This is a genomic window from Phaeobacter porticola, assembly GCF_001888185.1.
In the GTDB taxonomy this organism is placed as follows: domain Bacteria; phylum Pseudomonadota; class Alphaproteobacteria; order Rhodobacterales; family Rhodobacteraceae; genus Phaeobacter; species Phaeobacter porticola.
Genome location: NZ_CP016364.1, coordinates 3,241,934 through 3,268,457, shown reverse-complemented (window position 1 = coordinate 3,268,457; position 26,524 = coordinate 3,241,934). Strand labels below are relative to the sequence as shown.

24 protein-coding genes and 1 tRNA gene are annotated in these 26,524 nt (G+C 58.3%); 13 read left to right on the top strand and 12 right to left on the bottom strand.

What is annotated here, in order from left to right; all coding sequences use genetic code 11:
• Position 1: 1 nt before the first annotated feature.
• The 5 genes from PhaeoP97_RS15645 to PhaeoP97_RS15625 form a co-directional block, all read right to left on the bottom strand.
• On the bottom strand, positions 2-616 hold the full coding sequence (locus PhaeoP97_RS15645) for a glutathione S-transferase family protein (RefSeq protein WP_072505854.1): 615 nt from the start codon (positions 614-616) through the stop codon (positions 2-4).
• Between the two features lie 49 nt (positions 617-665).
• Entirely contained in the window at positions 666-1,316 is a 651-nt protein-coding gene (locus tag PhaeoP97_RS15640; protein WP_072505853.1) for a histidine phosphatase family protein, read from the bottom strand.
• Positions 1,317-1,625: 309 nt separating this feature from the next.
• Positions 1,626-1,853 (bottom strand): WGR domain-containing protein, encoded by a 228-nt coding sequence (locus PhaeoP97_RS15635; RefSeq protein WP_040170210.1) that lies wholly within the window; start codon positions 1,851-1,853, stop codon positions 1,626-1,628.
• Positions 1,854-1,934: 81 nt separating this feature from the next.
• Entirely contained in the window at positions 1,935-2,639 is a 705-nt protein-coding gene (locus tag PhaeoP97_RS15630) for a response regulator transcription factor (RefSeq protein WP_072505852.1), read from the bottom strand.
• Positions 2,636-4,537, bottom strand: coding sequence for a hybrid sensor histidine kinase/response regulator (locus PhaeoP97_RS15625; RefSeq protein WP_072506524.1), 1,902 nt, complete (start codon positions 4,535-4,537; stop codon positions 2,636-2,638). The genes PhaeoP97_RS15630 and PhaeoP97_RS15625 overlap by 4 nt, the downstream gene beginning before the upstream one ends.
• Before the next feature lie 260 nt (positions 4,538-4,797).
• On the opposite strand from PhaeoP97_RS15625, the gene PhaeoP97_RS15620 reads away from it, so the two are divergent.
• From PhaeoP97_RS15620 to PhaeoP97_RS15610, 3 genes are all read left to right on the top strand, one after another.
• Complete coding sequence (locus PhaeoP97_RS15620) at positions 4,798-6,741, top strand: AMP-binding protein (protein WP_072506523.1); 1,944 nt, start codon at positions 4,798-4,800, stop codon at positions 6,739-6,741.
• An 85-nt stretch (positions 6,742-6,826) separates the two neighbouring features.
• Positions 6,827-7,636 carry an ABC transporter ATP-binding protein gene (locus PhaeoP97_RS15615; RefSeq protein WP_096740462.1) on the top strand — a complete coding sequence of 270 codons (810 nt, stop codon included), beginning with the start codon at positions 6,827-6,829 and terminating at the stop codon, positions 7,634-7,636.
• A gap of 74 nt (positions 7,637-7,710) precedes the next feature.
• Positions 7,711-8,697 carry a branched-chain amino acid ABC transporter permease gene (locus PhaeoP97_RS15610; RefSeq protein ID WP_072505850.1) on the top strand — a complete coding sequence of 329 codons (987 nt, stop codon included), beginning with the start codon at positions 7,711-7,713 and terminating at the stop codon, positions 8,695-8,697.
• Positions 8,698-8,754: 57 nt separating this feature from the next.
• Here PhaeoP97_RS15610 and PhaeoP97_RS15605 read toward each other — a convergent pair whose 3' ends face one another.
• Complete coding sequence (locus tag PhaeoP97_RS15605; RefSeq protein WP_072505849.1) at positions 8,755-9,093, bottom strand: SHOCT domain-containing protein; 339 nt, start codon at positions 9,091-9,093, stop codon at positions 8,755-8,757.
• Positions 9,094-9,195: 102 nt separating this feature from the next.
• On the opposite strand from PhaeoP97_RS15605, the gene PhaeoP97_RS15600 reads away from it, so the two are divergent.
• The 6 genes from PhaeoP97_RS15600 (at position 9,196) to PhaeoP97_RS15575 (ending at position 16,046) form a co-directional block, all read left to right on the top strand.
• Positions 9,196-9,453 (top strand): hypothetical protein, encoded by a 258-nt coding sequence (locus PhaeoP97_RS15600; protein WP_072505848.1) that lies wholly within the window; start codon positions 9,196-9,198, stop codon positions 9,451-9,453.
• A gap of 3 nt (positions 9,454-9,456) precedes the next feature.
• Positions 9,457-10,533 (top strand): branched-chain amino acid ABC transporter permease, encoded by a 1,077-nt coding sequence (locus tag PhaeoP97_RS15595; RefSeq protein WP_072505847.1) that lies wholly within the window; start codon positions 9,457-9,459, stop codon positions 10,531-10,533.
• Positions 10,534-10,623: 90 nt separating this feature from the next.
• A complete protein-coding gene (locus PhaeoP97_RS15590) occupies positions 10,624-11,907 on the top strand; it encodes an ABC transporter substrate-binding protein (RefSeq protein ID WP_072505846.1) in 1,284 nt (427 codons plus the stop codon).
• Between the two features lie 156 nt (positions 11,908-12,063).
• The gene (locus tag PhaeoP97_RS15585; RefSeq protein WP_072505845.1) at positions 12,064-12,900 is read left to right on the top strand and encodes an ABC transporter ATP-binding protein; all 837 of its coding nucleotides are present in this window, start codon (positions 12,064-12,066) and stop codon (positions 12,898-12,900) included.
• A 14-nt stretch (positions 12,901-12,914) separates the two neighbouring features.
• The gene (locus PhaeoP97_RS15580) at positions 12,915-14,132 is read left to right on the top strand and encodes a phenylacetate--CoA ligase family protein (protein ID WP_072505844.1); all 1,218 of its coding nucleotides are present in this window, start codon (positions 12,915-12,917) and stop codon (positions 14,130-14,132) included.
• 327 nt (positions 14,133-14,459) lie between these two features.
• On the top strand, positions 14,460-16,046 hold the full coding sequence (locus tag PhaeoP97_RS15575) for an ABC transporter permease (RefSeq protein ID WP_237029028.1): 1,587 nt from the start codon (positions 14,460-14,462) through the stop codon (positions 16,044-16,046).
• 22 nt (positions 16,047-16,068) lie between these two features.
• Here the strand turns inward: PhaeoP97_RS15575 and PhaeoP97_RS15570 are convergent, their stop codons facing one another.
• Complete coding sequence (locus PhaeoP97_RS15570; protein WP_072505843.1) at positions 16,069-16,935, bottom strand: CobW family GTP-binding protein; 867 nt, start codon at positions 16,933-16,935, stop codon at positions 16,069-16,071.
• Between the two features lie 294 nt (positions 16,936-17,229).
• On the opposite strand from PhaeoP97_RS15570, the gene PhaeoP97_RS15565 reads away from it, so the two are divergent.
• The gene (locus PhaeoP97_RS15565) at positions 17,230-17,772 is read left to right on the top strand and encodes a DUF2938 domain-containing protein (RefSeq protein WP_072506521.1); all 543 of its coding nucleotides are present in this window, start codon (positions 17,230-17,232) and stop codon (positions 17,770-17,772) included.
• A gap of 124 nt (positions 17,773-17,896) precedes the next feature.
• Here PhaeoP97_RS15565 and PhaeoP97_RS15560 read toward each other — a convergent pair whose 3' ends face one another.
• The 3 genes from PhaeoP97_RS15560 to PhaeoP97_RS15550 form a co-directional block, all read right to left on the bottom strand.
• Entirely contained in the window at positions 17,897-18,913 is a 1,017-nt protein-coding gene (locus tag PhaeoP97_RS15560; RefSeq protein ID WP_072505842.1) for a Fe(3+) ABC transporter substrate-binding protein, read from the bottom strand.
• A 236-nt stretch (positions 18,914-19,149) separates the two neighbouring features.
• On the bottom strand, positions 19,150-19,275 hold the full coding sequence (gene ykgO, locus PhaeoP97_RS15555) for a type B 50S ribosomal protein L36 (RefSeq protein WP_008205324.1): 126 nt from the start codon (positions 19,273-19,275) through the stop codon (positions 19,150-19,152).
• 78 nt (positions 19,276-19,353) lie between these two features.
• Positions 19,354-19,428, bottom strand: a tRNA-Val gene (locus PhaeoP97_RS15550).
• Positions 19,429-19,589: 161 nt separating this feature from the next.
• Here PhaeoP97_RS15550 and PhaeoP97_RS15545 point away from each other — a divergent pair.
• Positions 19,590-20,450 (top strand): N-formylglutamate amidohydrolase, encoded by an 861-nt coding sequence (locus tag PhaeoP97_RS15545; protein WP_072505841.1) that lies wholly within the window; start codon positions 19,590-19,592, stop codon positions 20,448-20,450.
• Between the two features lie 21 nt (positions 20,451-20,471).
• On the opposite strand, the gene PhaeoP97_RS15540 is transcribed toward PhaeoP97_RS15545, so the two are convergent.
• Positions 20,472-21,800: a DNA polymerase IV gene (locus PhaeoP97_RS15540; protein ID WP_072506520.1), complete on the bottom strand. Its 1,329-nt coding sequence runs from the start codon at positions 21,798-21,800 to the stop codon at positions 20,472-20,474.
• A gap of 159 nt (positions 21,801-21,959) precedes the next feature.
• Here PhaeoP97_RS15540 and PhaeoP97_RS15535 point away from each other — a divergent pair, with 159 nt between their 5' ends.
• Positions 21,960-22,382, top strand: coding sequence for an NUDIX hydrolase (locus PhaeoP97_RS15535; RefSeq protein WP_072505840.1), 423 nt, complete (start codon positions 21,960-21,962; stop codon positions 22,380-22,382).
• Between the two features lie 500 nt (positions 22,383-22,882).
• Here the strand turns inward: PhaeoP97_RS15535 and pyrF are convergent, their stop codons facing one another.
• Positions 22,883-23,602 carry an orotidine-5'-phosphate decarboxylase gene (pyrF, locus tag PhaeoP97_RS15530; RefSeq protein ID WP_072505839.1) on the bottom strand — a complete coding sequence of 240 codons (720 nt, stop codon included), beginning with the start codon at positions 23,600-23,602 and terminating at the stop codon, positions 22,883-22,885.
• A 302-nt stretch (positions 23,603-23,904) separates the two neighbouring features.
• On the opposite strand from pyrF, the gene clpB reads away from it, so the two are divergent.
• Positions 23,905-26,523 (top strand): ATP-dependent chaperone ClpB, encoded by a 2,619-nt coding sequence (gene clpB / locus PhaeoP97_RS15525; RefSeq protein WP_072505838.1) that lies wholly within the window; start codon positions 23,905-23,907, stop codon positions 26,521-26,523.
• Position 26,524 lies beyond the last annotated feature (1 nt).

The following is a 26,524-nucleotide window of genomic DNA, read 5'->3' as shown; positions in this document are numbered from 1 at the left end:
TTTACAGCATGCCCTGGGCGGTCACGGCGCGGATGGACTCGCGCTGATCCATGGTCGCCATGAATTTCTGAATTTTTGGGTAGTCCGCGACATCGACCCCGTCGCCTTCCAGCCAGCTGCACACCACATAGAGGTAGCAATCGGCGAGGCTGAGCGCGTCGCCCAACACCAAGGGGCCGCGCAGGCCGGACTGGCAGATATAGTTGCAGGAAGCCGCCATGGTCTGGGGCACCATCTTCTGCATGTCTTTCCAGCTGCTGCGCTCATTGGCCCAGCGGCTGCCACGCAGCTTGTGGGCGTGGTTCACATGCATGGTTGACGCAAGGTAGAACATCACCTCACGCATGCGCGCCAGCAGCACGGAATCCTTGGGGCGCAGGCCAGCTTCCGGGGCCACGTCGGCCACATATTCCAGCAGCGCGCCGGTCTCGGTCAGAATACCGCCATCGACGACCAATGCGGGCACGCGGCCCTTGGGGTTGATCTGGGCATAGGCGTCACCAAGTTGCTCCTTGGCAGCAAAGTCGATGCGGATGGGTTCATAGTCCAGTCCGGCCTCTTCCAGCGCAATCGCGACGGCCACCGAAATCGTCTTGGGTGCATAATATAGCTGCATCATTCTGTCCTCCCTCAGGTCATGCGTCCGCTGTGCTCCATGCCCGAGCCTAGAGATGCGTTTGCGCGTAGTGGCGTTCCGGATGTTCAAGATGCGGCACCGCGTTGAACAAAACCGGGCTCAGCTGGCCGCCGATGGGGTGCAGCCGGTGCAGGGAACTGTTCATGATCGCAAGCGCCATACGTGCAGTGCCGGCAGTATCCAGCCCCATCGCCTGCCGCATCGCCATGGCAATCAAACCGCCTGATGTGACCACTAGTGCCGGACCGTCGCCCGCAGCGATTTCCGTCAGGGCAGATTTTGTGCGAGTTTCAAAGTCGCGCCAGCTTTCGGGCGGGTTTGCGATGTCATCTGCGGCCCAGGCGGCAAAGACCTTGGGCATGTGATCGACAAACCCCTCACGCTCGGTGGGAATATCCAGACCGTGCTGGTCCTGCATCGCCTCGGCAAGGTTGAAATACTCCATCTCGTTCAGACGTGGGTCCTGTACGATATCGTACAGCCCGATGCCGGCGGCGGTTTCGATGTGGCGGGTCAAGGTGCCACAGTAGACGCGCGGATGATAGGCATTGGTGTCGCGCAGATGCGCGCCCAGCCAGCGCGCCTGCTGATGGCCCAGATCACTCAACCGGTCATAGCTCGCCTCATCGCGGGCGCCGGTGTTGGCCTGTCCGTGGCGGATCAGCGTGATGTGGGTCATGGCGTGTTCCTTTGCGTCCGGGCAAGTCTTATGCAAGCTTTGCAACGGTGGAAAGGGCCAGTTGGCAATTTCGGATCCAATCGGTCAGGGCAGGTGCATGGTATATATTTTAGGTCCGCATCGGACCAAATGTTTCGCGTGCGAAACAACCGAACAAAGGCTTAACGCCAGATCGTGAAAACGCACTGGTTTTGCAGATGTTGCGCAGTGGGCGCGCGGCAGGTTTCGGTAATAAGAACCAGAGGTTTGTGTTGTGTTGGACGGGCCAAGAGCGGATCTAATCCCTGGCGGGGTCGGCTGTTGCAGAGGTCAGGCGCGGTCGTAGCCGCGTTTCAGCATCCGTTTTCGATGGTGGTCCGCGGCGATCGACGCCTCTCGCAGGTTGCCGTAAATGTTGATCGTGCTTTGCCCGCTGCCGCCAGCAACCCCCCATTCCCGCAGAACGGAGACCTCGGCGAACAGGTTCATCGCAAGTTCGATCCGATAGAAGCGCGGGACCCGCGCGGGGGCTTGGCGATAGAGCAGACAGGTAGCCATATACGAATCATATCGCCCCCGATTCGCTGCGTCCAGTCTGCGCTGTAGCTGTCACGATATTCTGCGGGCTGGTCTGCCGGCTCAGAGCCAGGTCACATCGCCGAGAAAGATATAGCCGGCACCGTAGATGGTTTTGATCAGCCGGGGGTTTTTGGGGTCTTCGCGCAGTTTGGTGCGCAGCCGTGAGATGCGCACATCCATCGCGCGGTCGAAACTCTCGCCTGCGCCGCCGCCCAGATTTTCCTGCATCTGAGAACGAGAAATCAGGCGCTTTGGGCTCTCCAGAAACAGCCGCAGCACCTCACCCTCGGCGTGAGAGAACGGTGTTTCTACGCCAGTATCATCCTCAAGCATGTAGCGATCAAAATGTGCGGTCCAGCCGGAAAACCGCGCGCTGTTTCCGGTGGTTGCGACTGTGCGTGGACCGCCACGCAGACGGGCGCGGATGCGGGCGACGACCTCAGCCGGATCAAAGGGTTTGGTGATATAATCATCGGCGCCAAGTTCCAGCCCAGTGACGCGATCCTGAACCTGCGCGCGACCTGAAATGATGATCACTGCCGCGCCCTGTTCCAAGGCCAGCCGGTGCACCAGTGCCAAACCATCGGTGTCGGGCAGCGACAGATCAACAAGGCAGACATCAGGGGTTACTCGATTCAGCGAGGCCTCAAATTCACGCGCGCGGGCAAAGCTCTGGGTGCGAAACCCGGCCTCTTCCAGCGTGTCGGTGAGGATCCTGCGGATCTCCGGCTCGTCGTCGAGAATGGTGATCAGGGGTCTGCTCATGCGGCGGGTTCCGATTTGATCAGCGCTGAAAGCTGATGGGTGGTAAAGGGTTTTTGCAGCACCGGGCAGCGTTTCAGGGCGGTGCGAAACAAGGGATTGCTGGTTGGCAGAGAGGTCATCAGAATGCAGGGCAGACGAGATCCCTGCAAGCGGTCCGCCAGATCAATACCGGTGGCGCTGCCTTGCAACTTGATATCTGACAATACCAGCGAAATGCCATCAATATCAGCGGCGAGCGCGCAGGCTTCGTCTACGCTGGTCGCCTCTACCACGGCGTAACCAAGATCAATAAGCATATCGCGGAAGGTGGCGCGCAGCTCTTCGCTGTCCTCAACCAGCAGCGCCAGCCCGCCAGCAGCATCTGGGGCAAGGCGGTATGGAATGCGCAGGGTAACGCTGGCACCCGATACGGTATTGCCGATGCGCATGTCGCCGCCGGTGGATTTGGCCATATCATAGACCATTGGCAAGCCAAGGCCGGAGCCTTCGCCACCTTTGGTGGTGAAAAACGGATTAAGGGCCTTTTCAAGGGCGGTTTTTGAAAAGCCGGGTCCGCTGTCGGTAACGCTGACTTCCAGCCAGGTCTGGCCAACCACATGGGCGCTGACGGTGATCTGCCCCTGGCTGCCGCAGGCATCGCGCGCATTCAGGATGAGGTTCAGCAGCGCATCCTGTAGTTTTCCGGGATCCAGCAGCAGCCGCACATCCGGGGTATGATCCACAATGCTGAGGCCCATGCCCTGCGGCAGCGACGGCGTTGCCAGCAGCTTCAATTCCTGCAGCAGGGCGTGCAGGTCAGTGGCGCGCGGGCGCAGGCTGCGGTGACCCGTCATTTCGGCAATGCGGTTCAGGAGGCGCCCGCCACGACGCGCCGCCGACAGAGTTGCCTGGACCAGATCGGCGGCCTCGGGAGCCAAGTCGGATTTGGCCAGTTTGCCCTGCATACCCAGAATGATGGTCAACAGATTTGAGAAATCATGCGCCAACCCGCTGGTCATCTGTGCAGCCATCTCACGGCGGCGGGCCTGTTGCAGAGCGACTCGGGTCTGGGTTTCTTCTGTCACATCCATCGACAGGATAAAGACGCCGCCGGTGTTGTCGGGGGTAAAAGCGACCCGAATGCGACGGCTGTCGTGGTCTTCGGTGAATTCAAACACCGGGTTTTCGCCCTGATAGGCCGCAAGCAGATGCGGCGCGATCTTGTCATAGGCCGCCGCGCCGAGCGCCTCTGCAATATGTGTGCCGAGAATTTCGGAAGGACGGCTGGGAAAGACAGAGCTAAGGCGCCGGTTGGTATAGGTATAGTACCCTTCGGCATCCACATGGGCGATATGGGCAGGCATCATCTCGGTCGTGAGGCGGGTGCGGGCTTCCATCTCGGTTAGCTGACGTTTGGCCTCTTCAAGTGCGGTGATCGTGGCGGCCAGTTTCCGGTTGGTGGCCGATAGTTCTTCGGTATGGACGATCAACTGATCTGACATTTCCTCGGAGCGGGCGCGCAACAGCTGTTCGATTCGCTTGGTGCGGGTGATGTCGGTATAGACGGTGACCCAGCCCCCCTGCGGCAGCGGCGCTCCTTCGATCGAAATCACCTGCCCATTGGCGCGTTCACGCTCAAGATAATGGGGCACAAAGTCGAGTGCCTGATCAACGCGTTGTTTGACGAACCCCTCGATATCATCAACAGGTCCGTATTCGCCGCTGGTTGCGATATGGCGGATGGTTTCGTCAAACCGCGCGCCCGGGGTAATCAGCGGACCGGGCAGGGCGAACATCTCTTGAAAGCGCTGGTTGCAGACCACCAGTTGCAAGTCGCTGTCATAGATCGACATGGCCTGGGCAATCAGATTGAGCCCGGCGGTGGTCATCGTGGCGCGGTGTTTTTCTGACCTGGTCATGCTGTCCCCCCGGCGCATGGCTAGCATCCCGACGCGCCAACGCAAAGGGGGGTGCCTGCGACGAAGGACGCTGGGATGCGCGCTGGGTGAACTGCTGTTACAATTTGTAAGATTTGGGAAAACATCAGGAAAAAGTTGACGCCTTAGCATAAGGCCGTCCCTAATCGGGATCAGAATCGCGGGTAGCGATCAGTCCGGCCGCATGGGTCGGAAAGGGGAGGAGAAAGAACGTGGCTCAGACGCAGTCGGGTGCCGCAGGGATGATGTCCCTGCCGGCGCTGCTTGAACGCAATGCGGCGCAGATTGGCGACCGCCAAGCCTATCGGGAAAAGGAATTCGGCATTTGGCAATGCTGGACCTGGTCCGAGACCCAGAAGGAAATCGAGGCGCTGGCGCTTGGGTTGATCAACCTTGGGGTCAACGAGGGAGATTTTATCGCCATCATCGGACGCAACCGCCCGTATCTGTACTGGGCGATTGTTGCGGCACAATCCGTAGGCGCGGTGCCCGTCCCCCTATATCAGGACGCGGTGGCGGAAGAGATGGCTTATGTGCTGGGCCACTGCGGTGCACGGTTTGTAATCGCGGGTGACCAGGAACAGGTTGATAAGGTCATCGAGATTCAGGACGAGCTGACCAATCTGGAACAGATCATCTATCTGGATCCACGCGGTCTTCGCAAATATGACCACCATGCGCTGCATGACTATGCGCATGTTCAGGACCAAGGCCGCGCCGCGCGCGATGAATGGACCCCTGATCTGGAGGCCCGCAAGGCCAAGCTGACCTACGACAGCACCTGTGTGATGCTTTACACGTCTGGTACCACGGGTAAGCCCAAGGGCGTGGTGCTCTCCAATCGCAATGTGATCGAAAGTGCTAAGAATTCTGCTGATTTCGACAAGCTGACTGCGGGCGAGAATATTCTTTCTTATCTACCGATGGCTTGGGTTGGTGATTTCATCTTCTCGGTCGGGCAGGCCTACTGGTGTGGATTCTGCGTGAACTGTCCCGAAAGCGCCGACACCATGATGACGGATTTGCGCGAAATCGGGCCAACTTATTTCTTCGCGCCGCCGCGTGTTTTCGAAGGTCAGCTGACCAGCGTCATGATCCGCATGGAAGACGCGAGCACGCTGAAGCGCAAGATGTTCCACCACTTTCTGGCGCATGCCAAGAAGGTGGGGGGCGACATTCTGGATGGACGCCCCGTCGGTTTGATAGACCGGCTGAAGTACAAACTGGGTGATCTGCTGGTCTACGGCCCGCTGAAAGATACGCTGGGCTATGGCCGCATTCGCGTTGGCTATACCGCAGGTGAGGCAATCGGACCGGAAATCTTCGATTTTTATCGCTCGTTGGGAATCAATCTGAAACAGCTCTATGGTCAGACCGAGGCGACGGTGTTCATCACCGTGCAGCCCGATGGTGAGGTGCGTGCCGATACCGTGGGTGTTCCGGCCCCCGATGTGGAGATCAAGATCGCCGACAATGGTGAGATTTTCTACCGCTCGCCGGGGACCTTTGTTGAGTATTACAAAAACCCGGAATCCACGGCCTCGACCAAGGATGCAGAGGGTTGGGTTGCAACCGGTGACGCAGGCTTCTTTGAGGAGGGCAGTGGCCATCTGCGGATTATCGACCGTGCCAAGGATGTCGGCAAAATGGCGGACGGGGCGATGTTTGCGCCCAAATACGTTGAGAACAAGCTGAAATTCTATCCGGATATTCTGGAAGTCGTGCTATTCGGCAATGGCCGGGATCGCTGTGTTGCCTTTATCAATATCGACCTGACCGCGGTGGGCAATTGGGCGGAGCGGAACAATATCGCCTATGCATCCTATCAGGAACTGGCGGGTCATCCGAAGGTGCTGCAATCCATTCGGGAGCATGTCGAAACTGTCAACGAGTCGGTGGCGCAGGATGTCATGCTATCAGGGTGTCAGGTGCACCGCTTTGTCGTGCTGCATAAAGAGCTGGACGCCGACGATGGCGAGATGACCCGGACCCGAAAAGTGCGCCGCGTGGTGGTCGAGGATAAATATTCCGACATCATCGCAGCACTTTATGATGGGTCTTCGCAAATCTCGACCCAGACTGAAGTAACCTATGAAGATGGCCGCAAAGGCGCGATCAGCGCGACGCTGGATATCATTGATGCCAAAGTCGTGCCGGTGACACCACAAGCGGTGGCCGCCGAATGAGACAGGTGATCACAAGAGCTGCATCAGCGGTGCAGAGCCATAGCAAACAAACCCACAAGGCGAGAGGCGCGGTGTCGTGAAGGATATGGAAGACGGCTATATCACCGAGGACGGGCGCAAGATCGGCGGCGTGGTGATGGAGATGAAAAACATCACTCTGCGCTTTGGCGGCGTGGTGGCGATCAAGGATATTTCGTTTGATATCCGCGAAGGCGAGATTCGGGCCATCATCGGCCCAAACGGCGCAGGCAAATCCTCGATGCTGAACGTAATCTCGGGCTTTTATGTCCCACAAGAAGGCGAGGTGCTGTTTCGCGGTAAGCCGCGCCCGCAGATGCGCCCCTATGAGATCGCCCGCCAAGGTATCGCGCGGACGTTCCAGAATATCGCGCTGTTCGACGGCATGAGCGTGCTGGACAATGTGATGACCGGACGTCTCAACTACATGAAGACCAACATCTTTCAGCAGGCGATATGGAGCGGCAAGGCCGAGGCCGAAGAGACGAAGAACCGCGAAGCGGTTGAGCGGATCATTGATTTTCTGGAGATCCAGGCAATCCGCAAGACGCCGGTTGCACGCTTGCCTTACGGTTTGAAGAAACGGGTCGAGCTGGCCCGTGCCCTGGCCGCCGAGCCAAAGCTGTTGCTGCTTGATGAACCTATGGCCGGCATGAACGTCGAGGAAAAAGAGGACATGTCCCGCTTTATCCTTGATGTGAATGATGAATTTGGAACCACCATCGCTTTGATCGAACATGACATGGGCGTGGTGATGGATCTGTCCGACCGCGTTGTTGTGATGGACTACGGCAAGAAGATTGGCGACGGCACGCCGGACGAGGTGCGTAACAATCAGGACGTGATCGACGCCTATCTGGGGGTTGCCCATGATTGAGTATCTGGGCTGTGGAATAAATTTCGGAAATTTTTGGCAAGCGTCTTTGACGAAACTTGCAGGAGGAGAGCGAGATGCCTGAACAACTCGTCTTTGCGATGGAAGTCACGCTGAATGGCCTGATGGCGGGGGTGCTCTATGCGCTGGTCGCGCTGGGCTTTGTCCTGATCTACAAGGCCTCGGGCATCTTCAACTACGCGCAGGGTGTTATGGCGCTGTTTGCCGCGATGACGCTGGTCGGGATCATGAATGGTCAGGTGCCGTTCTCCCATGTGATCAACGCGATCTTTGGCGGTCACATCACTCACTTTGGCTGGACGGTGCCGTCCTTTGTCGCGATCGTGCTGACAGTAGGGGTGATGATCATTCTGGCCTGGATGGTACAGCATTTCGTTATGCGCCATCTGGTAGGGCAAGAACCGATCATTCTGTTTATGGCCACGATCGGTCTGGCCTATTTCCTTGAAGGTGTGGCGGACCTGATGTGGGGGTCTGAGATCAAGACGCTGGACGTGGGATTGCCGCAGGGCATCAACCTGTGGATTGATGAGACGACCTATCAGATCTTTGACTACGGGTTCTTCATCGACAACCTCGACATTGTGGCCACGATTATCGCCGCGCTGCTGGTGATGGGGCTGGTTGCTTTTGCGCAATATACCAAACAGGGTCGCGCGATGCGGGCTGTGGCGGATGACCATCAGGCAGCGCTGTCGGTTGGTATCTCGCTGAACTTTATCTGGGTGCTGGTCTGGTCGGTTGCGGGCTTTGTCGCACTGGTCGCGGGCATTATGTGGGGCACCAAATCCGGCGTGCAGTTCTCACTGTCGCTGATCGCGCTAAAGGCCCTACCAGTGCTGATGCTGGGCGGCTTTACCTCGATCCCTGGTGCCATCGTAGGTGGTCTGATTATCGGCGTCGGCGAGAAACTGTTCGAATTCATGATCGGCCCCTTGGTTGGTGGCGCGACCGAGAACTGGTTTGCCTATGTGTTGGCGCTGTTGTTCCTGGTGTTCCGCCCACAAGGCCTGTTCGGGGAGAAGATCATTGAACGGGTCTGAGAGATTCCAGAACCGCGCACGGCCCCAGCGGTACGGGGCCGCACTGCGCCACCCGGTTCAGCCTTCCAGACGTCGGAAGGCGGCGATGACAATGGCGGCAAACACAGTGACCACCAGCGTAAAGGCTATTGTCACGTCGCCGATCAGCTGCCCGACCAGAAGCGTCATGCCGCCCGCCGCGCAAAGCGCCAAAACCAACATGCCCCAGGCACCGGGTGTCGCATCGACGGACGGTCGTGCGCGTGCCTGCGCCTGGCGGTCGGCCCGCGGCAATACCGTCGCTTCTTCGACCATGCTGAGCAGCTGGTCCTTGGTCCGCGAAAATTCTTCGGGAGACATGTCTCCCCTGTCCCGCGCTGCTTCCAGCCGCCGGATTTCCTGCAAAATTGCACTCATCGTTCCCACTCACTTTTCCCACAGTAAGTTTGGCAAAAATATTGGGGCGAAATGTGGCAAAACCCGGAAATACGAAGGAATGGTTAACGGCGGAGGCGCCAGATGACCAAGCTGATCGCCATCGTAAATGTCATCGCCTGGGCCGGTTTTTGGGCATTTGGCTATCTTGCGCTGACCGCCGAAGGGTTCTCTGAAGCGCAGATGGTTACGGCATCCCTATTGGCGTCGACGGGTCTGATCACCGGTGTTCTTGCCTATCTGCGGCTCGCCCGCACGGCCGAACTGAGCGGCTATGCAAGCAAGACAAATCAACTTGACGCGGGTCAGAGAAACCGCGCGCAGCAAGAAGGGAGCATTTGAGCCATGTTCTACCGTGAAGCCGGAGATTTCAAAACCTCCTACCAAGAGGACAGCCAGACCTTCCCGATCAAGTTTGACCGGTATCGCTACTACGTGGTGCTGGCGCTGGCGTTCCTTGTCGTGCCTTTTGTGGTAAATGACTACTGGGCAAACGCCATCCTACTGCCGTTTCTGATCTACTCGATTGCCGCAATTGGCCTGAATATTCTGGTGGGTTACTGCGGTCAGGTTTCGCTTGGGACGGGTGGGTTCATGGCGGTGGGGGCTTATGCCTGCTACAAGCTGATGACCTCATTCCCGGAAATGAGCATGTTCATCCACGTGCTGCTGGCCGGCGGCATCACGGCGTTGGTCTGCATCGCGTTCGGTCTGCCATCACTGCGCATCAAAGGGTTCTATCTTGCGGTGGCGACACTTGCGGCCCAGTTCTTTCTGGTGTGGCTCTTCAACCGGGTGCCATGGTTCTACAACTATTCCGCCTCTGGCCAGATCAGCGCGCCCGAACGGGATGTGTTTGGCATTATCATCACCGGTCCAAACGCGCCGGCCTGGGCCACATATTTGTTCAGCCTGATCTTCCTCGCCTTTTGTGCGTTGATTGCACGTAATCTGACCCGTGGCACCGTGGGCCGCAGCTGGATGGCGATCCGCGATATGGATATCGCCGCCGAAATCATCGGGGTGAACCCGCTGAAGGCCAAGCTGTCGGCCTTTGGGGTGTCGGGTTTCTTTATCGGTGTCTCCGGCGCGCTGTTCTTTTCGGTCTATCTGGGCGCGGTCGAAGTGGGCGAGGCCTTTGGCATCAATAAATCGTTCCTGGTGCTGTTCATGGTGATCATTGGTGGCTTGGGGTCGATCTTTGGCTCCTTTGCTGGGGCGGCTTTCCTGGTGCTGCTGCCAGTGGTGCTGAAGGTGGTCGGCGTCGATGTGCTGGGCTGGCCCACCGATATCGTCGCGCATATCCAGCTGGTGATTGTCGGTGCGTTGATCGTGATTTTCCTGATCGCGGAACCGCATGGCATCGCCCAGCTGTGGCGCGTCGCCAAAGAAAAATTGAGACTCTGGCCCTTCCCGCACTAGGCGGGGCAGGCCAAGCAAGACTGCGGGGAAACAACAAGATCAAACCCCGTCGTGATCCACATCGGACAATTCAAGGGAGGATGAGACCCGATGAAAATGAAACTGACTACTTTGGCGCTTGGCGCCGTGATGGCCGCAGGCCCTGCCATGGCAGACTTGGTGTTTCCGTCGCTGAGCTATCGCACCGGCCCCTATGCCGCTGGCGGTATCCCCTTCGCGGATGGCTATGCGGATTACTTCACCCTGGTGAATGAGCGTGATGGCGGCATCAATGGTGTCAAGGCCAAGGTCATCGAATGCGAGACCGGCTACAACACCGAGAAGGGTGTGGAATGCTATGAGGCGACCAAGGGCGAAGGCGCGCTGGTCTATCAACCGCTGTCCACAGGTATCACCTATCAGCTGATTCCCAAAGTGACCGCTGACGGTATCCCGCTGCACACCATGGGTTATGGCCGCACCTCGGCTGCCAACGGCGAAGTGTTCAGCAACGTCTTCAACTATCCCGCCAACTACTGGGATGGCGCCTCCGGCATCATCAATTACCTCCTTGAGGAAAATGGTGGTGATCTGAACGGCAAGAAGATCTCGCTGTTGTTCCACAACTCTGCTTACGGCAAGGAACCGATCCGCACGCTGGAAGAGCTGTCCAAAAAACACGGGTTTACCCTGTCGACCTTGCCGGTGGATCACCCCGGTCAGGAACAGAAATCCCAGTGGCTGCAGATCCGCCGCGACCGCCCGGATTTCGTGATCATGTGGGGCTGGGGCGTGATGAACCAAGTTGCCATTCAGGAAGCCGCCAACACCCGTTACCCAATGGAGAATTTCATTGGTGTGTGGTGGTCCGGTGCTGAGCACGACGTGATGTCTGCTGGCGACAAGGCCAATGGTTACAAGGCTGTGACGTTCCACGGGGTTGGTCGCGATTTCCCGGTGTTCGATGATATGCAGAGCTATGTCGTTGATAAGGGTCTTGCGGCTGGTGCCGGCGATCAGGTCGGCAATGTGCTATATAACCGTGGCATGTACGCAGCGATGCTCGCGGTTGAGGCAGCCAAGACCGCTCAGGAAATCCATGGCACCAACGACATCACCCCGGCGATGATGCGCGATGGCATGGAAGCGCTTGAAATGCCCGAAGCGCGGATGTCGGCGCTGGGGATGCCGTATTTTGGCCCCTCTTTCAACGTGTCCTGTGAAAACCACGGTGGCCCCGGTCTGGTTGGTATGACCCAGTGGGATGCCTCGGCCAAAACCTGGAACCTGATCAGTGATTTCGCACCCAGCGATCGTGATGTGATCCAGCCGCTGATTGAGGAAGATTCCATGGCCTATGCCAAGGAAAACAACATCGAGACAGGCTGCAAGTAACACAGTAGCGGCCCGGCCCCGGTTTGCGGGGGCGGGCCAGCCTGAACCGCGCCCAACCATGGCGCGTAAATCATCCGGTGCGGCGCGCGAGGGCCGCACCTCAGACAGACCCGGCACAGGGCAGACCGGGTCGGGACCGCGTGAGGACAACAACAGATGCTGGATGCAGCCAAAACCACCGATGTTCAGGCAGAGACCCTGCTTGAGGTCAACAACATCGAAGTGATCTACAATCACGTTATCCTCGTTTTGAAGGGTGTTAGCCTGAAGGTGCCCAAGGGCGGGATCACCGCATTGCTGGGCGGCAATGGCGCGGGCAAGACGACAACACTTAAGGCGGTTTCAAACCTGCTGCACTCCGAGCGGGGCGAGGTCACGAAAGGGTCGATCAGCTATCGCGGTGAGCGCATTCAGGACCGGGACCCTGCCGAACTGGTCAAAAAAGGTGTTATTCAGGTGATGGAAGGCCGTCACTGTTTTGAACATCTGACCGTTGAGGAAAACCTGCTGACCGGCGCCTATACGCGCAGCGATGGCAATGCGAACATCCAGCGCGACCTGGAAATGGTCTATAGCTATTTCCCACGCCTGAAGGAACGACGCCGCAGTCAGGCTGGCTATACCTCTGGCGGCGAACAGCAAATGGTGGCCATGGGGCGCGCATTGATGAGCCGTCCTGAGACGATCCTACTGGATGAGCCATCGATGGGTCTGGCACCGCAGCTGGTGGAACAGATTTTTGAGATCGTGAAATCTATCAATGAAAACGAAGGCGTGACGTTCCTGTTGGCTGAGCAGAACACCAATGTTGCGCTGCGTTATTCGCACTATGGCTACATATTGGAATCAGGTCGGGTGGTGATGGATGGTCCTGCCGCTGATCTGCGTGAGAACCCGGATGTAAAAGAATTCTATCTCGGGATGTCCGATGACGGGCGCAAGAGCTTTCGGGACGTGCGATCCTATCGCCGCCGGAAGCGGTGGTTGAGCTGAGGCGGAGGACCGACATGAGCAATTTTGACACGTTAGAGACCCGTAGTGCCGATGCCCGTGCTGCTGATTTGTCACGACAGTTGCCAGCACAGATCGCCCGCGCACAAACTGCGCCGGGATATGGTGATAGCCTGCGCGATGTGGACGCGGCAACCATCACCACGGTTGCTGATCTGGCCGCGCTGCCGGTGCTGCGCAAATCCGATCTCAGCAAGGCGCAGGCCGCACATCCACCATTTGGCGGCTTTACGGTGAAGCCAGCCAACGGCTTTGCGCATGTGTTCCAATCCCCGGGCCCGATTTATGAACCGGGTGGCGTTGATCACGACTGGTGGCGCATGGGCCGCTTCCTGCATGCGGCAGGTATTGGGCCCGGTGATGTGGTGCAGAACTGCTTTGGCTACCACCTGACACCTGCCGGGATGATCTTTGAAAATGGCGCGCGTGCGGTTGGTGCGGCTGTATTGCCTGCGGGCACCGGTCAGACCGAATTGCAGGTCACTGCTGCGCGTGATGTGGGCGCGACCGCTTATGCTGGCACCCCCGACTACCTGAAGGTGATCCTCGACAAGGCGGATGCCATGGGCGTCAAGCTGGGCTTTACCAAAGCCGCTGTGGGTGGCGGGGCGCTGTTCCCCTCTCTGCGTCAGGAATATGCAGATCGCGGTATCACCTGTCTGCAATCCTATGCGACGGCGGATCTGGGCAATATCGCCTATGAAAGCGCTGCGATGGAGGGGATGATCGTTGATGAACAGATCATCGTCGAGATTGTAACCCCCGGCACCGGCATCCCGGTTGCTGTCGGTGAGGTGGGCGAAGTCGTGGTGACCACGCTGAACCCCGATTACCCGTTGATCCGTTTTGCCACTGGCGATCTGAGCGCTGTTTTGCCGGGGGCATCGCCCTGCGGGCGAACCAATATGCGGATCAAAGGCTGGATGGGGCGCGCTGATCAGACCACCAAGATCAAGGGCATGTTTGTCCGCCCTGAACAGGTAGCGGCACTGGTCGACAAGCACGATGAGATCGTCAAGGCGCGGGTCATTGCCAGCCGCGACGGCGAAATGGATGCGATGACCGTTCAGATCGAAGCGCAGTCTGGCGATGAGGTGGCATTTGGCCGCTCGGTGGTCGAAGTGTTGAAGCTGAAAGGGCGCATTGAAGTTGTTGCACCCGGTGCTTTGCCCAAGGACGGCTTGGTGATCGAAGATCAGCGCAGCTACGATTGATCCTCTCCTATTGGCGGGGTGATGCAGGTGCGACCGAGTTCCTCCCACCGGTCGCACCAATTTTTCTGTCTGGTCAGCCGTTGTCGCTGGCGCGACGCAGGGCGCGGCGAATGGTTGCGTCAGGGCATTGGCACTGGCATTTCCGACGAAAATGATCGAAATAGAGGGCTGCACTGACGCAGGCCCGTATTCATGTCGAAGACTACTCCGATTTCCCCGTCTACTGCCAAGGTTGGCACTCCCAATGGGCAACCCAACGCACAGGCAAATGGGCCTGCGGGCCGCCGCAATAAACCAGGCGGTGTGCTGTTTGCCGCTGTTGGGTGGATGGTGGCGCTGACCTGCCTGCTGCCGATGCTGGCAGTCGCGCTTGCGGCTCTGACCGGCGGAACAGAGACGATCCGACATCTAGGCGAAACCGTCTTACCCGGCTATGCGGGTACCACCCTGATACTGGTCCTGTTGGTCGCGCTTGGCACGGGTCTGGTTGGCGTTGGCGCGGCTTGGCTGGTGACAATGACGCGGTTCCCTGGAGTGCGAGTGATGGAGGTGGCAATGATCCTGCCGCTGGCCTTCCCGGCCTATGTGCTGGCTTATGCCTATACATTTGTTCTGGACCATCCCGGCATCGTGCAGACAAGTTTGCGTCAGATGACCGGCTGGGGTCCGCGCGATTATTGGTTCCCGGAAATCCGTTCGGTCGGAGGCGCGGCCTTGATGCTTGTGCTGGTGCTTTACCCGTATGTTTATTTGCTCGCCCGCGCGGCCTTTCTACAGCAAAGCGCGGGTGCATTTTTGGCGGCGCGGGCGCTTGGCAACACTTCACTGCAGGCGTTCTGGCGGGTCAGCCTGCCGATGGCGCGGCCTGCGCTTGCCTCGGGGGTGTTGCTGGCGGTGATGGAGACAATCGCGGATTTCGGCACAGTAAGTTATTTCGGTGTGCAGACCTTTGCCACCGGTATTTATACAAGCTGGTTTTCACTGGCGGACCGGGCAGGGGCGGCGCAACTGGCGTTATGTCTTCTGGGCTTTGCCCTGACGTTGGCGGTGGCAGAGCGCGCAACACGCGGCAAGGCGCGCTACCACCACGCAGGGAAACATCAGGCAAAGATGCCGCCGGTTGATCTGCGAGGTGCGCGGGCGGCTCTGGCCTTTGTGCTTTGTGCGCTGCCGGTGTTGCTGGGGTTCGCGCTGCCGGTGATCATCCTTGCGCAGATGGGGATGGAGTCCGAACAAAACCTGTTCAGCAAGCGGTATCTTGGATTCTTGCAGAACTCTGTCACCCTTGCGATCACCGCCGCCGCGCTGACGGTTGCAGCAGCGGTTAGCCTGGGGTTCTATCAGCGGCTGCGACCGGGGCGGCCATCTGCATTGGCCGGGCATGTCTCGCGACTTGGGTATGCGGTGCCTGGCGGGGTAATTGCGGTGGGGTTGATGGTGCCTTTTGCGGCGTTCGACAACACTCTGGATGCTTGGATGCGGGCCAATTTTGAGATCCGCACCGGTCTGTTGGTCACCGGATCAATTTGGCTATTGGTCGCGGCCTATATGGTGCGTTTCCTGGCGGCAGCACTTGGGGCCTATGAAGGAGGGCAGGCGACGGTTCATGCCAATATGGATGCGGCGGCGAGATCTCTTGGCCAAAGCCCGCTTGGCATGCTGCGGCGCGTTCACCTGCCGATTCTGACACCCAGCCTGATGACAGCAATGCTGATCGTGTTTGTGGATGTCATGAAAGAGCTGCCAGCAACGCTGATCATGCGACCCTTTAACTATGACACACTGGCGGTTCAGGCCTATCGACTGGCCTCTGACGAACGGTTAGAGGGCGCGGCGGTCCCATCACTGGTTATCATGCTGGTGGGGTTGTTGCCGGTGATCTTGATTTGCCGACAGGTTGGGCGACGCAGCTGACTCGGTCTCTGGCAGGACCTGTTCAGGCCTGCCACCAGGCTTCGATGTCTTCTCTGGAGATCCGCTTTGCAGGGCCGAGGGCAACCAGTACGGTTTCTTGGGCGTCACAGCGTTTGGCAGAGACTTGCCGTCCAACTACATGCAATTCGTAGCCGCCACCGTTTGTGAGAACGAAACCCTTCATCCTGTAGAGCCCGGCGGGACGGCTGGCCAGTTTGTCGCCCAGCTTGCAGCGGTCCATCGGCTTGCTGCTGCGATGATGCCAGGTTGAATAGGCCCGGTGGGCGGATTTTTCGGCAGCTGAGCCCACGGGCAGAGGCAGAATATCAAACAGTAAATCCGCGATGGGGGCGTCGTCTAGCACGGTGGGACTGCGTGCGCCCAGTTCTTCCAGCTGTGCCATCACCCTGTCAGAGGGTGCATCACATTTGCTGATCAGGACCAGATCCGCCGAGCGGATCTGCTGGCTAGCCTGCGCGCGCAGCAGGTCATCGGTCAGCAGGTCATTCAGGTTTTCACCATCAGCAACGGTGATGATGCCACCATAAGAAAGCTGGGCTTCGTTCACGACGGTATTGGCGATGGCGACCGGATCGGAGAGACCGCTGGCCTCAATCACGATATGGTCGGGGTGGTTGTCGGCTTGTAGGATGCGGTGCAATGCAGCAGTCAAATCTTCGCCAAGCGTACAACACACGCATCCATTGCTGAGCGCAATGGTTTCCGAGCTGCCGTCTTGTAGCAAAGCTTCGTCGATATTGATGCGGCCAAAGTCGTTGACCAAGACGGTGAGGCGCAATCCATGATCTTCGCTCAGCAGCCGGTTGATCAGCGTGGTTTTCCCGGCCCCAAGATAGCCGCTGATGATGGTGACCGGAATACGGTTCATTGGCAAAGATCCACTGTTTTGGTCTGGTCACGCATGGCCTATTCCCCTCGCTTAGCATCCCGGATCTCGGCTCGGATCTATAGGCGGTCATGGGCGATAGGTCCAGCCTCTCGCTGATGCTGGGGGAGCGCAAGCAGAATAGCAGTATTCCTCGGCCCGGTTGTGTCTCAGCATTGCTGGGGTCGACCCTCAAACAATGCAATTGGCCGCAGGTGGTTATGACGATCTAAAATCATTGCAACCCCCAGGCGCACTATGCCCGAGGGGATAGGTGTCACAAGAGGGATGGAAACCGTGTTAAACCGCAATGAACTGATTCTCCGCATTGTCCTGCTTGGGCTGGGCGCGACAGCTTTTATGGATCTCTGGGCAATTGCCGCTGATGCGTTGTTTGGCGTACCGCAAAGCAATTTTGCCCTTGTGGGACGTTGGTTGGGTCATATGCCCGATGGCATGTTTGTGCATGACAGCATCCGCAAGGTCACACTGGTCACCAACGAAGCAGCGCTCGGCTGGACGGCGCACTATATTGTTGGCGTGATCTTTGCCGCCGTATTCGTCGCGCTGGCAGGGGAACGTCAGCTACTACAGCCGGGTCCCATCGCGCCAATTGTCTTTGGGTTGATAACGGTTGTCGCGCCGTTCTTTATCTTACAGCCTGCGCTGGGGCTCGGGATTATGGCTGCTAATAAACCCAACCCGGACGCAGCCCGGCTAAAAAGCCTGATGTCACATTTCTCCTTTGGGCTAGGCCTATATATTGCGGCCTATGCGCTGTCGCGCCTGATGCCCAAGGGGCGGGGTAGTGTTTCGGACCAGGTTTCGCCTGCGGAATGACCGCACAGCTACAGACCCGGTGATTCTACAGGCCCGGTGATATCGAAAAAGGCGCAGGAATTTCTGCGCCTTTTCCGTTTGCAGCCAACGTATACGGCCGCAATGTTCGATAGTTAGATCGGGATTATTCCCAGCCCACCTGATCAAAGATCTTTTGCGCGGTGGGGATGTTCTTGGCGACATCGGACAGCTGAACATCATCCGGTTTGAAGTGACCGAGTGCTGCGATGCTGGGGGCCAGGGCAACGCCGGGAACCGCAGGATATTCATCATTACCAGCCGAGAAATACTGCTGCGCCTGATCAGAGGCGAGGTATTCGAGGAACTTAACGGCGTTTTCCTTGTTCGGCGCATTCACGGCCACACCAGCACCAGACAGGTTCATGTGGGCACCTTCTGCGTCCTGCGCAGGGAAGACCCAACCGATCATGTCGCGCTCTGCCGACAGGCCTTTCACGTCCTTACGGATGGAGCGGGCAAAGTAGTAGCTGTTGCCAACCGCAATTTCGCACTCGCCAGAGACAATGCCGCGCAGCTGATCTGTGTCGCCACCCTGCGGAGCGCGCGCCATGTTGGCGACAACGCCTTTGGCCCAATCGGTTGCAGCTTCTTCACCGTGGTGCGTGACGATAGAGGCCAGCAAAGTCTGGTTGTAGGTGTTGGTCGAAGAGCGAATGCAGACCTGCCCTTTGTAGGCCGGATCCGCGAGGTCCAGATATGTCTTTGGCGGGGTAGCGACATCTGCCTTGTCAAAGAAGATGATGCGCGCGCGCTGCGAGAAACCGAACCACTGATTGTCTGCGTCTTGCAGGTAGCCGGGAACGCGGGCTTCCAGCGTGTCGCTGTCGATAGCCTGCAGCAGGCCTTCGTTCTTGGCACGGGCCAGACGCGAGGTATCAACGGTCAGCAGGATGTCAGCGGGCGAGTTCGCGCCCTCTGCGCTCATTCGGGCGATCAGCTCGTCGGCTTTGCCTTCGATGCGGTTGATCGTGATGCCAGTGGCTTCTTCAAAATCGGAATAGAGCCGTTCGTCGGTGTCGTAGTGGCGCGAGGAGTAGAGGTTCAGCTCGCCCTCGGCTGCGGCAGTGGTTGCAACGGCGGCGATCAGCGCGCCTGCTAGAATGGTGGTGGATTTCAGCATGGTACATCCCATCTATTCAGAATTCTCTGGGGTCGTGGCCATAAGGGCCAGGAACCCGACTGATTTTCTCAGATAAAGAATTTTGAAACGGATGCAAACTAAAACCGACAAAAACAATCGGAAAAAGAGATCGCAGCTATTGAGGCTAAGAGGTGCTGGCAGTGCGAGATTTTAAAACGAAAAAAACCGCATCCGAAGATGCGGCTTTCTAAAATCAGCTGAGCTGTGTCAGATCATTAACCTTGGCGCGCTTTGAAACGCGGCTGGGTTTTGTTGATCACATATACACGGCCCTTGCGACGCACAATGCGGCAATCCCGGTGCCGGTTCTTGAGCGAGCGGAGTGAGTTCTTGACCTTCATGGCCTATCTCCTGTTCTGCGGCGCGAACCAGCGCCTGGGTTGCGGGGTTCCGATCCGTAGACCAGAACAATGAATTCATGGTGGGCGATACAAGGTTCGAACTTGTGACCCCTTCGATGTCAACGAAGTGCTCTACCGCTGAGCTAATCGCCCATGAATACCTACGCTTTAGGCCGGCTCCAAAACTAAATGGAGCGCGGATGACCGCGCCGGTGAAGGGGTCTATAAAATGAGTCGGAGAGGGGTGCAAGAGCTTTTGACCGCAGAAATTTCCGGTCTATGCTGTTTCTTGTATCTGATTGGCCGGAGCCCGCATGTCAAACACAGTATATTTGGTGGAAAGGCCGGCGGAACTGCGGTCTGGAGTGGTTTTTGCCTCACCGCACAGTGGATCCAACTATAGTCCGGCCTTTTTGGCCCAGACGATTCTCGACCCGCTGCTGCTGCGCAGCTCAGAAGATGCTTTTGTGGATGAACTGTTTGCCGCTGCACCGCGATTCGGAATGCCGCTGTTGATGGCGCAAGCGCCACGGGCCTATGTCGACCTCAACCGATCCACCGAAGAACTGGATCCTGCGCTGATTGAGGGGGTGATCAAACGGGGGCAAAATCCGCGGGTGGCCTCGGGCCTGGGTGTGGTGCCACGAGTGGTGGCGCACGGGCGGGCGATTTATCGCGGCAAACTGACCTGTGCCGAGGCTCGCCACCGGATCTCCACGTATTGGCGGCCCTATCACGCGGCGCTGCAACACTTGCTGGACCAGGCACGCATGGGGTTTGGCAAGGCCGTGTTGATTGATTGTCATTCCATGCCACATGAGGCGATTGCAGCTGCCGGGCGGCGCGGCGTGGGATTGCCCGATGTTGTCTTGGGGGATCGCTTTGGCGCGGCTGCGTCGGCAGATGTTATGGATCAGGTCGAGGCTGCTTTTGTGGGGGCCGGTTTGCGGGTGGCGCGCAACGCGCCCTTTGCCGGGGCTTACATCACACAGTCTTACGGGCGGCCATCACGCGGTCAACATGCGATTCAGGTCGAAATTGATCGTAGTCTTTACATGGACGAAGCGCGCATTGAGAAGACGTCGAATTTTGCGGGCTTGCAGGCGCTTCTCAGCGAGGTGGTCGCAGATGTGTCTCGGTTGACCTGCGATCCGCTGCCGGTTGCTGCCGAGTAGTCGCGACAGGCATCCGTTATCTCAGCGCAGCGCGCGCCCCTTACGGATGGCGTCGCTTCCGAACCTTTGCCGTATTGCATCGGTGGCCCGTTCGGCCTTGGCCCGCTGCCCAGCCTGCGGGTCCAGAAGATCGCCGGTAATATCGGCTTGTATCTCGGGCACCAGGTCGGAAATGCCGCAGCCGAGCAGCCGATAGGGACCTTCGTCGCCAACCTGATCCAGCAGGCCACGGGCGGTACGATAGATGGTATCGGCGATCTGGGTAGCATCGCGCAGTGATTGGCGGCGGGTCAGGCTGCTGTGATCGGCGCGCTTAAGCTTGAGCGTCACCACACGGCCTGCGAGCTGCCGGGCTTTGGCGCGATCTGAGACTTTCTCCGCCAGGCGCCACAGATGGCCGTCCAGAACCTCAAGACTGGCGGTGTCCTCATAAAAGGTCGTCTCATTGGAAATTGATTTGATGGGGGCGTTAGAGGACACCCGCCGCCGGTCTTGGCCTCGTGCCAGGTGCCAGAGCCGCTCACCCATCGATCCAAATCGGGCGTTCAGATCCGCCCGCTCCCATCGCAGCAGGTCAGAGAAACTGCGAATGCCTGCCTTCTCCAGCGAGGCTTGCGCCGCGGGCCCAATACCCCATATCAGGCGCACCGGCTTATCACGCAGAAAACTGGCGGTTTCGGCCGCGCCAATCACCGAAAACCCGCGCGGTTTGTCCAAATCTGAGGCAACCTTAGCGAGGAATTTATTGTGCGACAGGCCGATAGAGCCGGTGACACCCAGTTCATCTTTCATTCGTTTGACCAGCCGCGCCAGCATAACTGCCGGCGGTGCGCCATGCAGGCGTTGGGTGCCGGATAGATCCATAAACGCCTCGTCCAGGGACAGAGGTTCAACATCTGGGGTCAGCTCATCCATCAAGGCGCGGATCTGGCGGCTGACGTCCACATAGACATTCATACGTGGTTTGATCACTACGGCGTCTGGACAGAGTTTTAGAGCCTGAAACATCGGCATAGCCGAGCGCACGCCGCGGATACGGGCGACGTAGCAAGCTGTCGATACCACGCCTCGTCGTCCCCCCCCGATCACAACGGGCCTGTCAGCAAGCTCAGGATTGTCGCGTTTTTCCACGCTGGCATAAAAGGCGTCACAATCCATATGGGCAATCGAGAGGGAAAATAGCTCTGGATGGGCCTTGATCCTTGGGCTTTGGCAGCGTGGACAGCGGCGCGCGATAGGTGTCTTATCATTTTTCGGTTTTAGCACGCCATAAGACAGGCATTCCCGGCACAGGACCTGAAGAGGCTGAGCAGCTTCGGCGCTGGCATCCAGATCACCATGATCTGCCATCTCGGATTGTGGGCGGCGGCGGTCTGGCATGGATACGGGAACCGTGGATCGGATGACTTGGCGCTGTTAAGCAAGGAATCTCGTGGTGCTGCGAGGGCGTTCAGAGTACCCTCTGGCGCAGCAATTGTCTTTAGACCATCTGACATGGTGAGAGCAGTAATGACATTTAACGGTGCCAAACTGGCGCTTTTTATCGGTGACCGGCTGTTGGTGATTGAGCGTGATGCCTATCCGCATATTCCCTATCCGGGCCACTGGGATTTTCCTGGCGGTGGGCGCGAGGGGGATGAGACACCGGAAGCCTGCGCTTTGCGCGAAACCGAAGAAGAGGTCGGGCTGGTGCTGGCGGAGGCGGATTTGGTCTGGCGCCGGAGCTATGAACGATGCAATGGCGTGGTTTGGTTCTTTGTGACGCATCTGCACGCAACACGCGAGAGAGATATTCGATTAGGAGATGAAGGGCAGAGTTGGGCGCTTGTGCAGCCAGACTGGTACATAGGTCATGATCTGGCAGTGCCCCATTTCGCCGAATATCTGCAAAGCTACCTATTGCATCCTCTCACAACTGGTGGCGCAGCATAGCCTATGCTGGCTGTCTCGGTTGGATCAAATTTCAGGTGCTGAAAAGAAAGAACCCCCGCTGCTGTAGCGGGGGAGGTGACGAACCTCAGGAAGAGCAAGGTCGTCAGGGGAGTGTCTCTTCTACAGACTCGGTCATTTTGTCCGCTGGGCAAAGCCGCTTGCACAGGATTATGTAATTCTACCTTTACATGTGTGCTTTTGTGGGCACAGGACAAAATGGCGCAATTGGAAGCAATCCCATGCAAAAATACCTTGTAAAACCAATGCTTGACCCAGCGTAATCTGTGTCAAAATCGCCTGAACCCCCTACGTGGGCTAGGGCATATGAAATATTTTATTCCTGCCTAATGTTTAGGCGATCTGGGCGATTGCCACAGGAAGTGTGGCCAATATGGCTGATCAAACACGAACACCCCGCCAAGGCTCGTCGTCTTGGAGGGGTGTCCGTGTTGAAAAAGTGTAACTGTCAGGCCGGGTTCGCCTGCACGCTCAGGATAGGCCTAGCGCGGCAGGCTGGCGAGTATGTCCTCGGCTGCGCGACGCGGAGTATCGGCGGCCCAGATTGGGCGCCCCACGACAATATGATCGGCGCCGGCGTCCAGCGCGCTGGCGGGTGTGGCGACGCGTTTCTGATCGCCCAACGCTGCGCCAGCCGGACGCACGCCGGGGGTAACGATCAACTTGCCTGTGGCTTCGGGCAGCGCACGGATCAGTGCGGCCTCTTGTGGGCTGGCAATCACGCCATCGGCACCTGCGGATAGGGCGAGCCCTGCGCGTTCCTGCACTAGATCGGGGATGTCACCGGATTTGATCAGCGCCTCGTCCAGATCAGTACGGTCCAGGGACGTGAGGATCGTCACACCAAGGATCTTGAGGTTGGTGCCGGCGGCGCCTTCCTTGGCGGCGCGTACCACATGCGGGTCGCCATGCACGGTCAAGAAATCCAGGTCGAACTGCGCCAGTCCACGCACCGCAGCCTCGACTGTGGCGCTGATGTCGAAGAGTTTCATGTCCAAAAAGATGCGCTTGCCCTGTTCCTGCTTCAGCTCATTCGCCAGAGCAAGCCCGCCGCCTGTCAGCATGCCAAGCCCGATTTTGTAAAACGATACGGCATCTCCCAAACTTTCGGCCAGTTTCAGCCCGGCAATGGCATTGGGCACGTCCATTGCCACAATTAGGCGGTCGTCGGCGGGTGTCTGAGGTGAATGTGCTGCGGACATGTGGGTTCCTCGTGTGTGATGGCGCAATGGTATGCGGATCAGGCATACAGGCGGGCATGAGATTGCGCCTGCTTGTAATCTGCACGGTGACCTTGGGAAAGGGGGAAACCGGCACGCTGTGGTGCGACCGAAAGCCTGGGTCGGCGCAGGGACTTGATCTGGGTCAGTGATTTGGTGACATATTTGCCGCATAGTGATCTTGAAGCGAGGCGAAGATCTCCCACATTGAACAGGAGGCCCTGACCGGGACGTGCCGCTAAGCGGGCGTTGCCACCAAGGGGCGCTTATATAAGGAGAGCACGATGGACTTGAATAAGTTCACAGAACGGGCGCGTGGTTTTGTGCAGGCAGCCCAGACGATAGCACGGCGTGAGGATCATCAGCGGCTGATGCCAGAGCATGTTCTGAAGGCGCTGATGGATGATGATCAAGGGCTGGCCAGCAATCTGATCACCCGTGCGGGCGGCAACCCGGAACAGGTTGTACAGGCGCTAGAGCTGGCCGTTTCGAAATTGCCCAAGGTTCAGGGCAATTCCGCTGACATCTATCTGGACAGTCAGACCGCAAAGGTTCTGGATGAGGCCGCAAAGATTGCCGAAAAAGCCGGGGATAGCTTTGTGCCGGTCGAGCGGGTACTGATGGCGCTTTGCATGGTGAAATCCAAAGCAAAAGAGGCGCTGGCCGCTGGCCATGTGACGGCGCAGGGCCTGAACGAGGCGGTGAATGATATCCGTAAGGGGCGCAAGGCCGACAGTGCCAGTGCCGAAGATGGCTATGAGGCGTTGAAAAAATACGCTCGTGACCTGACCCAAGCGGTGCGCGATGGTAAAATCGACCCGATTATCGGCCGTGACGAAGAGATTCGCCGCGCCATGCAGGTGCTCAGCCGCCGGACCAAGAATAATCCGGTCCTCATTGGTGAGCCGGGCGTAGGTAAAACTGCGATTGCCGAAGGTATGGCGCTGCGCATCGTGAATGGCGATGTACCCGAAAGCCTGCGTGACAAGCAGCTGCTGTCCCTGGACATGGGGGCATTGATTGCTGGTGCCAAATACCGTGGTGAGTTTGAAGAGCGCCTGAAAGCGGTCCTGACCGAGGTGACCGAGGCCGCTGGTGAGATCATCCTGTTCATTGATGAGATGCATACGCTGGTCGGGGCCGGGAAATCCGATGGTGCGATGGATGCGGCGAATCTGATCAAGCCAGCCTTGGCGCGGGGTGAATTGCACTGCATCGGGGCCACCACCTTGGATGAATACCGCAAATACGTCGAAAAAGATGCAGCCCTGGCGCGGCGGTTCCAGCCAGTGACTGTGCAGGAGCCGACTGTCGAAGACTCCATCAGCATCCTGCGCGGCATCAAGGAGAAATACGAACTGCACCATGGTGTGCGGATCGCTGATGCGGCATTGGTTGCGGCGGCCACCCTGTCACATCGCTATATCACCGACCGTTTTCTGCCAGATAAGGCAATCGACTTGATGGATGAGGCCGCCGCGCGCCTGCGGATGCAGGTGGACAGTAAGCCCGAAGAACTGGATGCGCTGGATCGCCAGATCCTGCAAATGCAGATCGAGGAAGAGGCGCTGAAACTGGAAGATGATGCGGCCTCTCGCGATCGCTTGGGCAGCCTGCAAAAGTCGCTTGCCGAACTTCAGGAGCAATCCGCCGAAATGACGGCCCAATGGCAGGCAGAACGCGACAAACTGGCCTCGGCTCGCGGTCTGAAGGAACAGCTGGACCGGGCGCGTGCTGATTTGGATGCGGCCAAGCGCGACGGCAATCTTGCCCGCGCGGGTGAGCTGTCTTATGGTGTTATCCCGGGGTTGGAAAAACAGCTGAGCGAGGCAGAAGCCAGTGAGCTGGACGGGCCAATGGTCGAAGAGGCCGTGCGCCCCGAGCAGATCGCCGGGGTAGTCGAACGCTGGACTGGCATCCCGACTTCCAAAATGCTGGAGGGAGAGCGCGAGAAACTCCTGCGGATGGAAGCAGACCTGCACGGACGTGTGATCGGTCAGGACACCGCGGTGACGGCGGTTGCCAATGCGGTGCGTCGCGCCCGCGCGGGGTTGAACGATGAAAACCGTCCGCTGGGATCATTCCTATTCCTGGGCCCAACCGGCGTCGGCAAGACCGAACTGACGAAAGCGGTTGCGGATTTCCTGTTTGACGACGACAGCGCCATGGTGCGGGTCGATATGTCGGAGTTCATGGAGAAACATTCGGTCGCACGCCTGATCGGGGCCCCTCCGGGTTATGTCGGCTATGATGAGGGCGGCGTCCTAACTGAGGCGGTGCGGCGCAAACCCTATCAGGTGGTGTTGTTCGACGAAGTGGAAAAGGCGCATCCGGATGTGTTCAATGTGCTGTTGCAGGTGCTTGATGATGGCATGTTGACGGATGGCCAAGGCCGTACCGTGAGCTTTAAGCAGACGCTGATCATCCTGACGTCCAACCTTGGCGCGCAGGCCCTTAGCCAACTGCCAGACGGAGCTGACGCGGCAGACGCCAAGCGGGATGTCATGGAGGCTGTGCGCGCGCATTTCCGACCCGAGTTTCTGAACCGTCTTGATGAAACGATCATCTTTGACCGGCTGGGCCGCAAGGATATGGACGGGATTGTCACCTTGCAGCTGGCGCGTTTGGAAAAGCGCCTCATTGGGCGCAAGATCGGACTTGAACTGGATGAAGGTGCTAAAACCTGGCTGGCTGACGAGGGCTATGACCCGGTGTTCGGGGCGCGCCCGCTTAAGCGTGTTATCCAACGCGCCCTGCAGAACCCGCTGGCAGAGATGTTGCTGGGTGGCGAAATCAAGGACGGCGATACCGTACCGGTCAGTGCAGGTGCTGAAGGGCTGATTATCGGAGATCGGATTGGCGCCACCAACCGGCCCGTGCCAGACGACGCAGTCGTGCACTGAT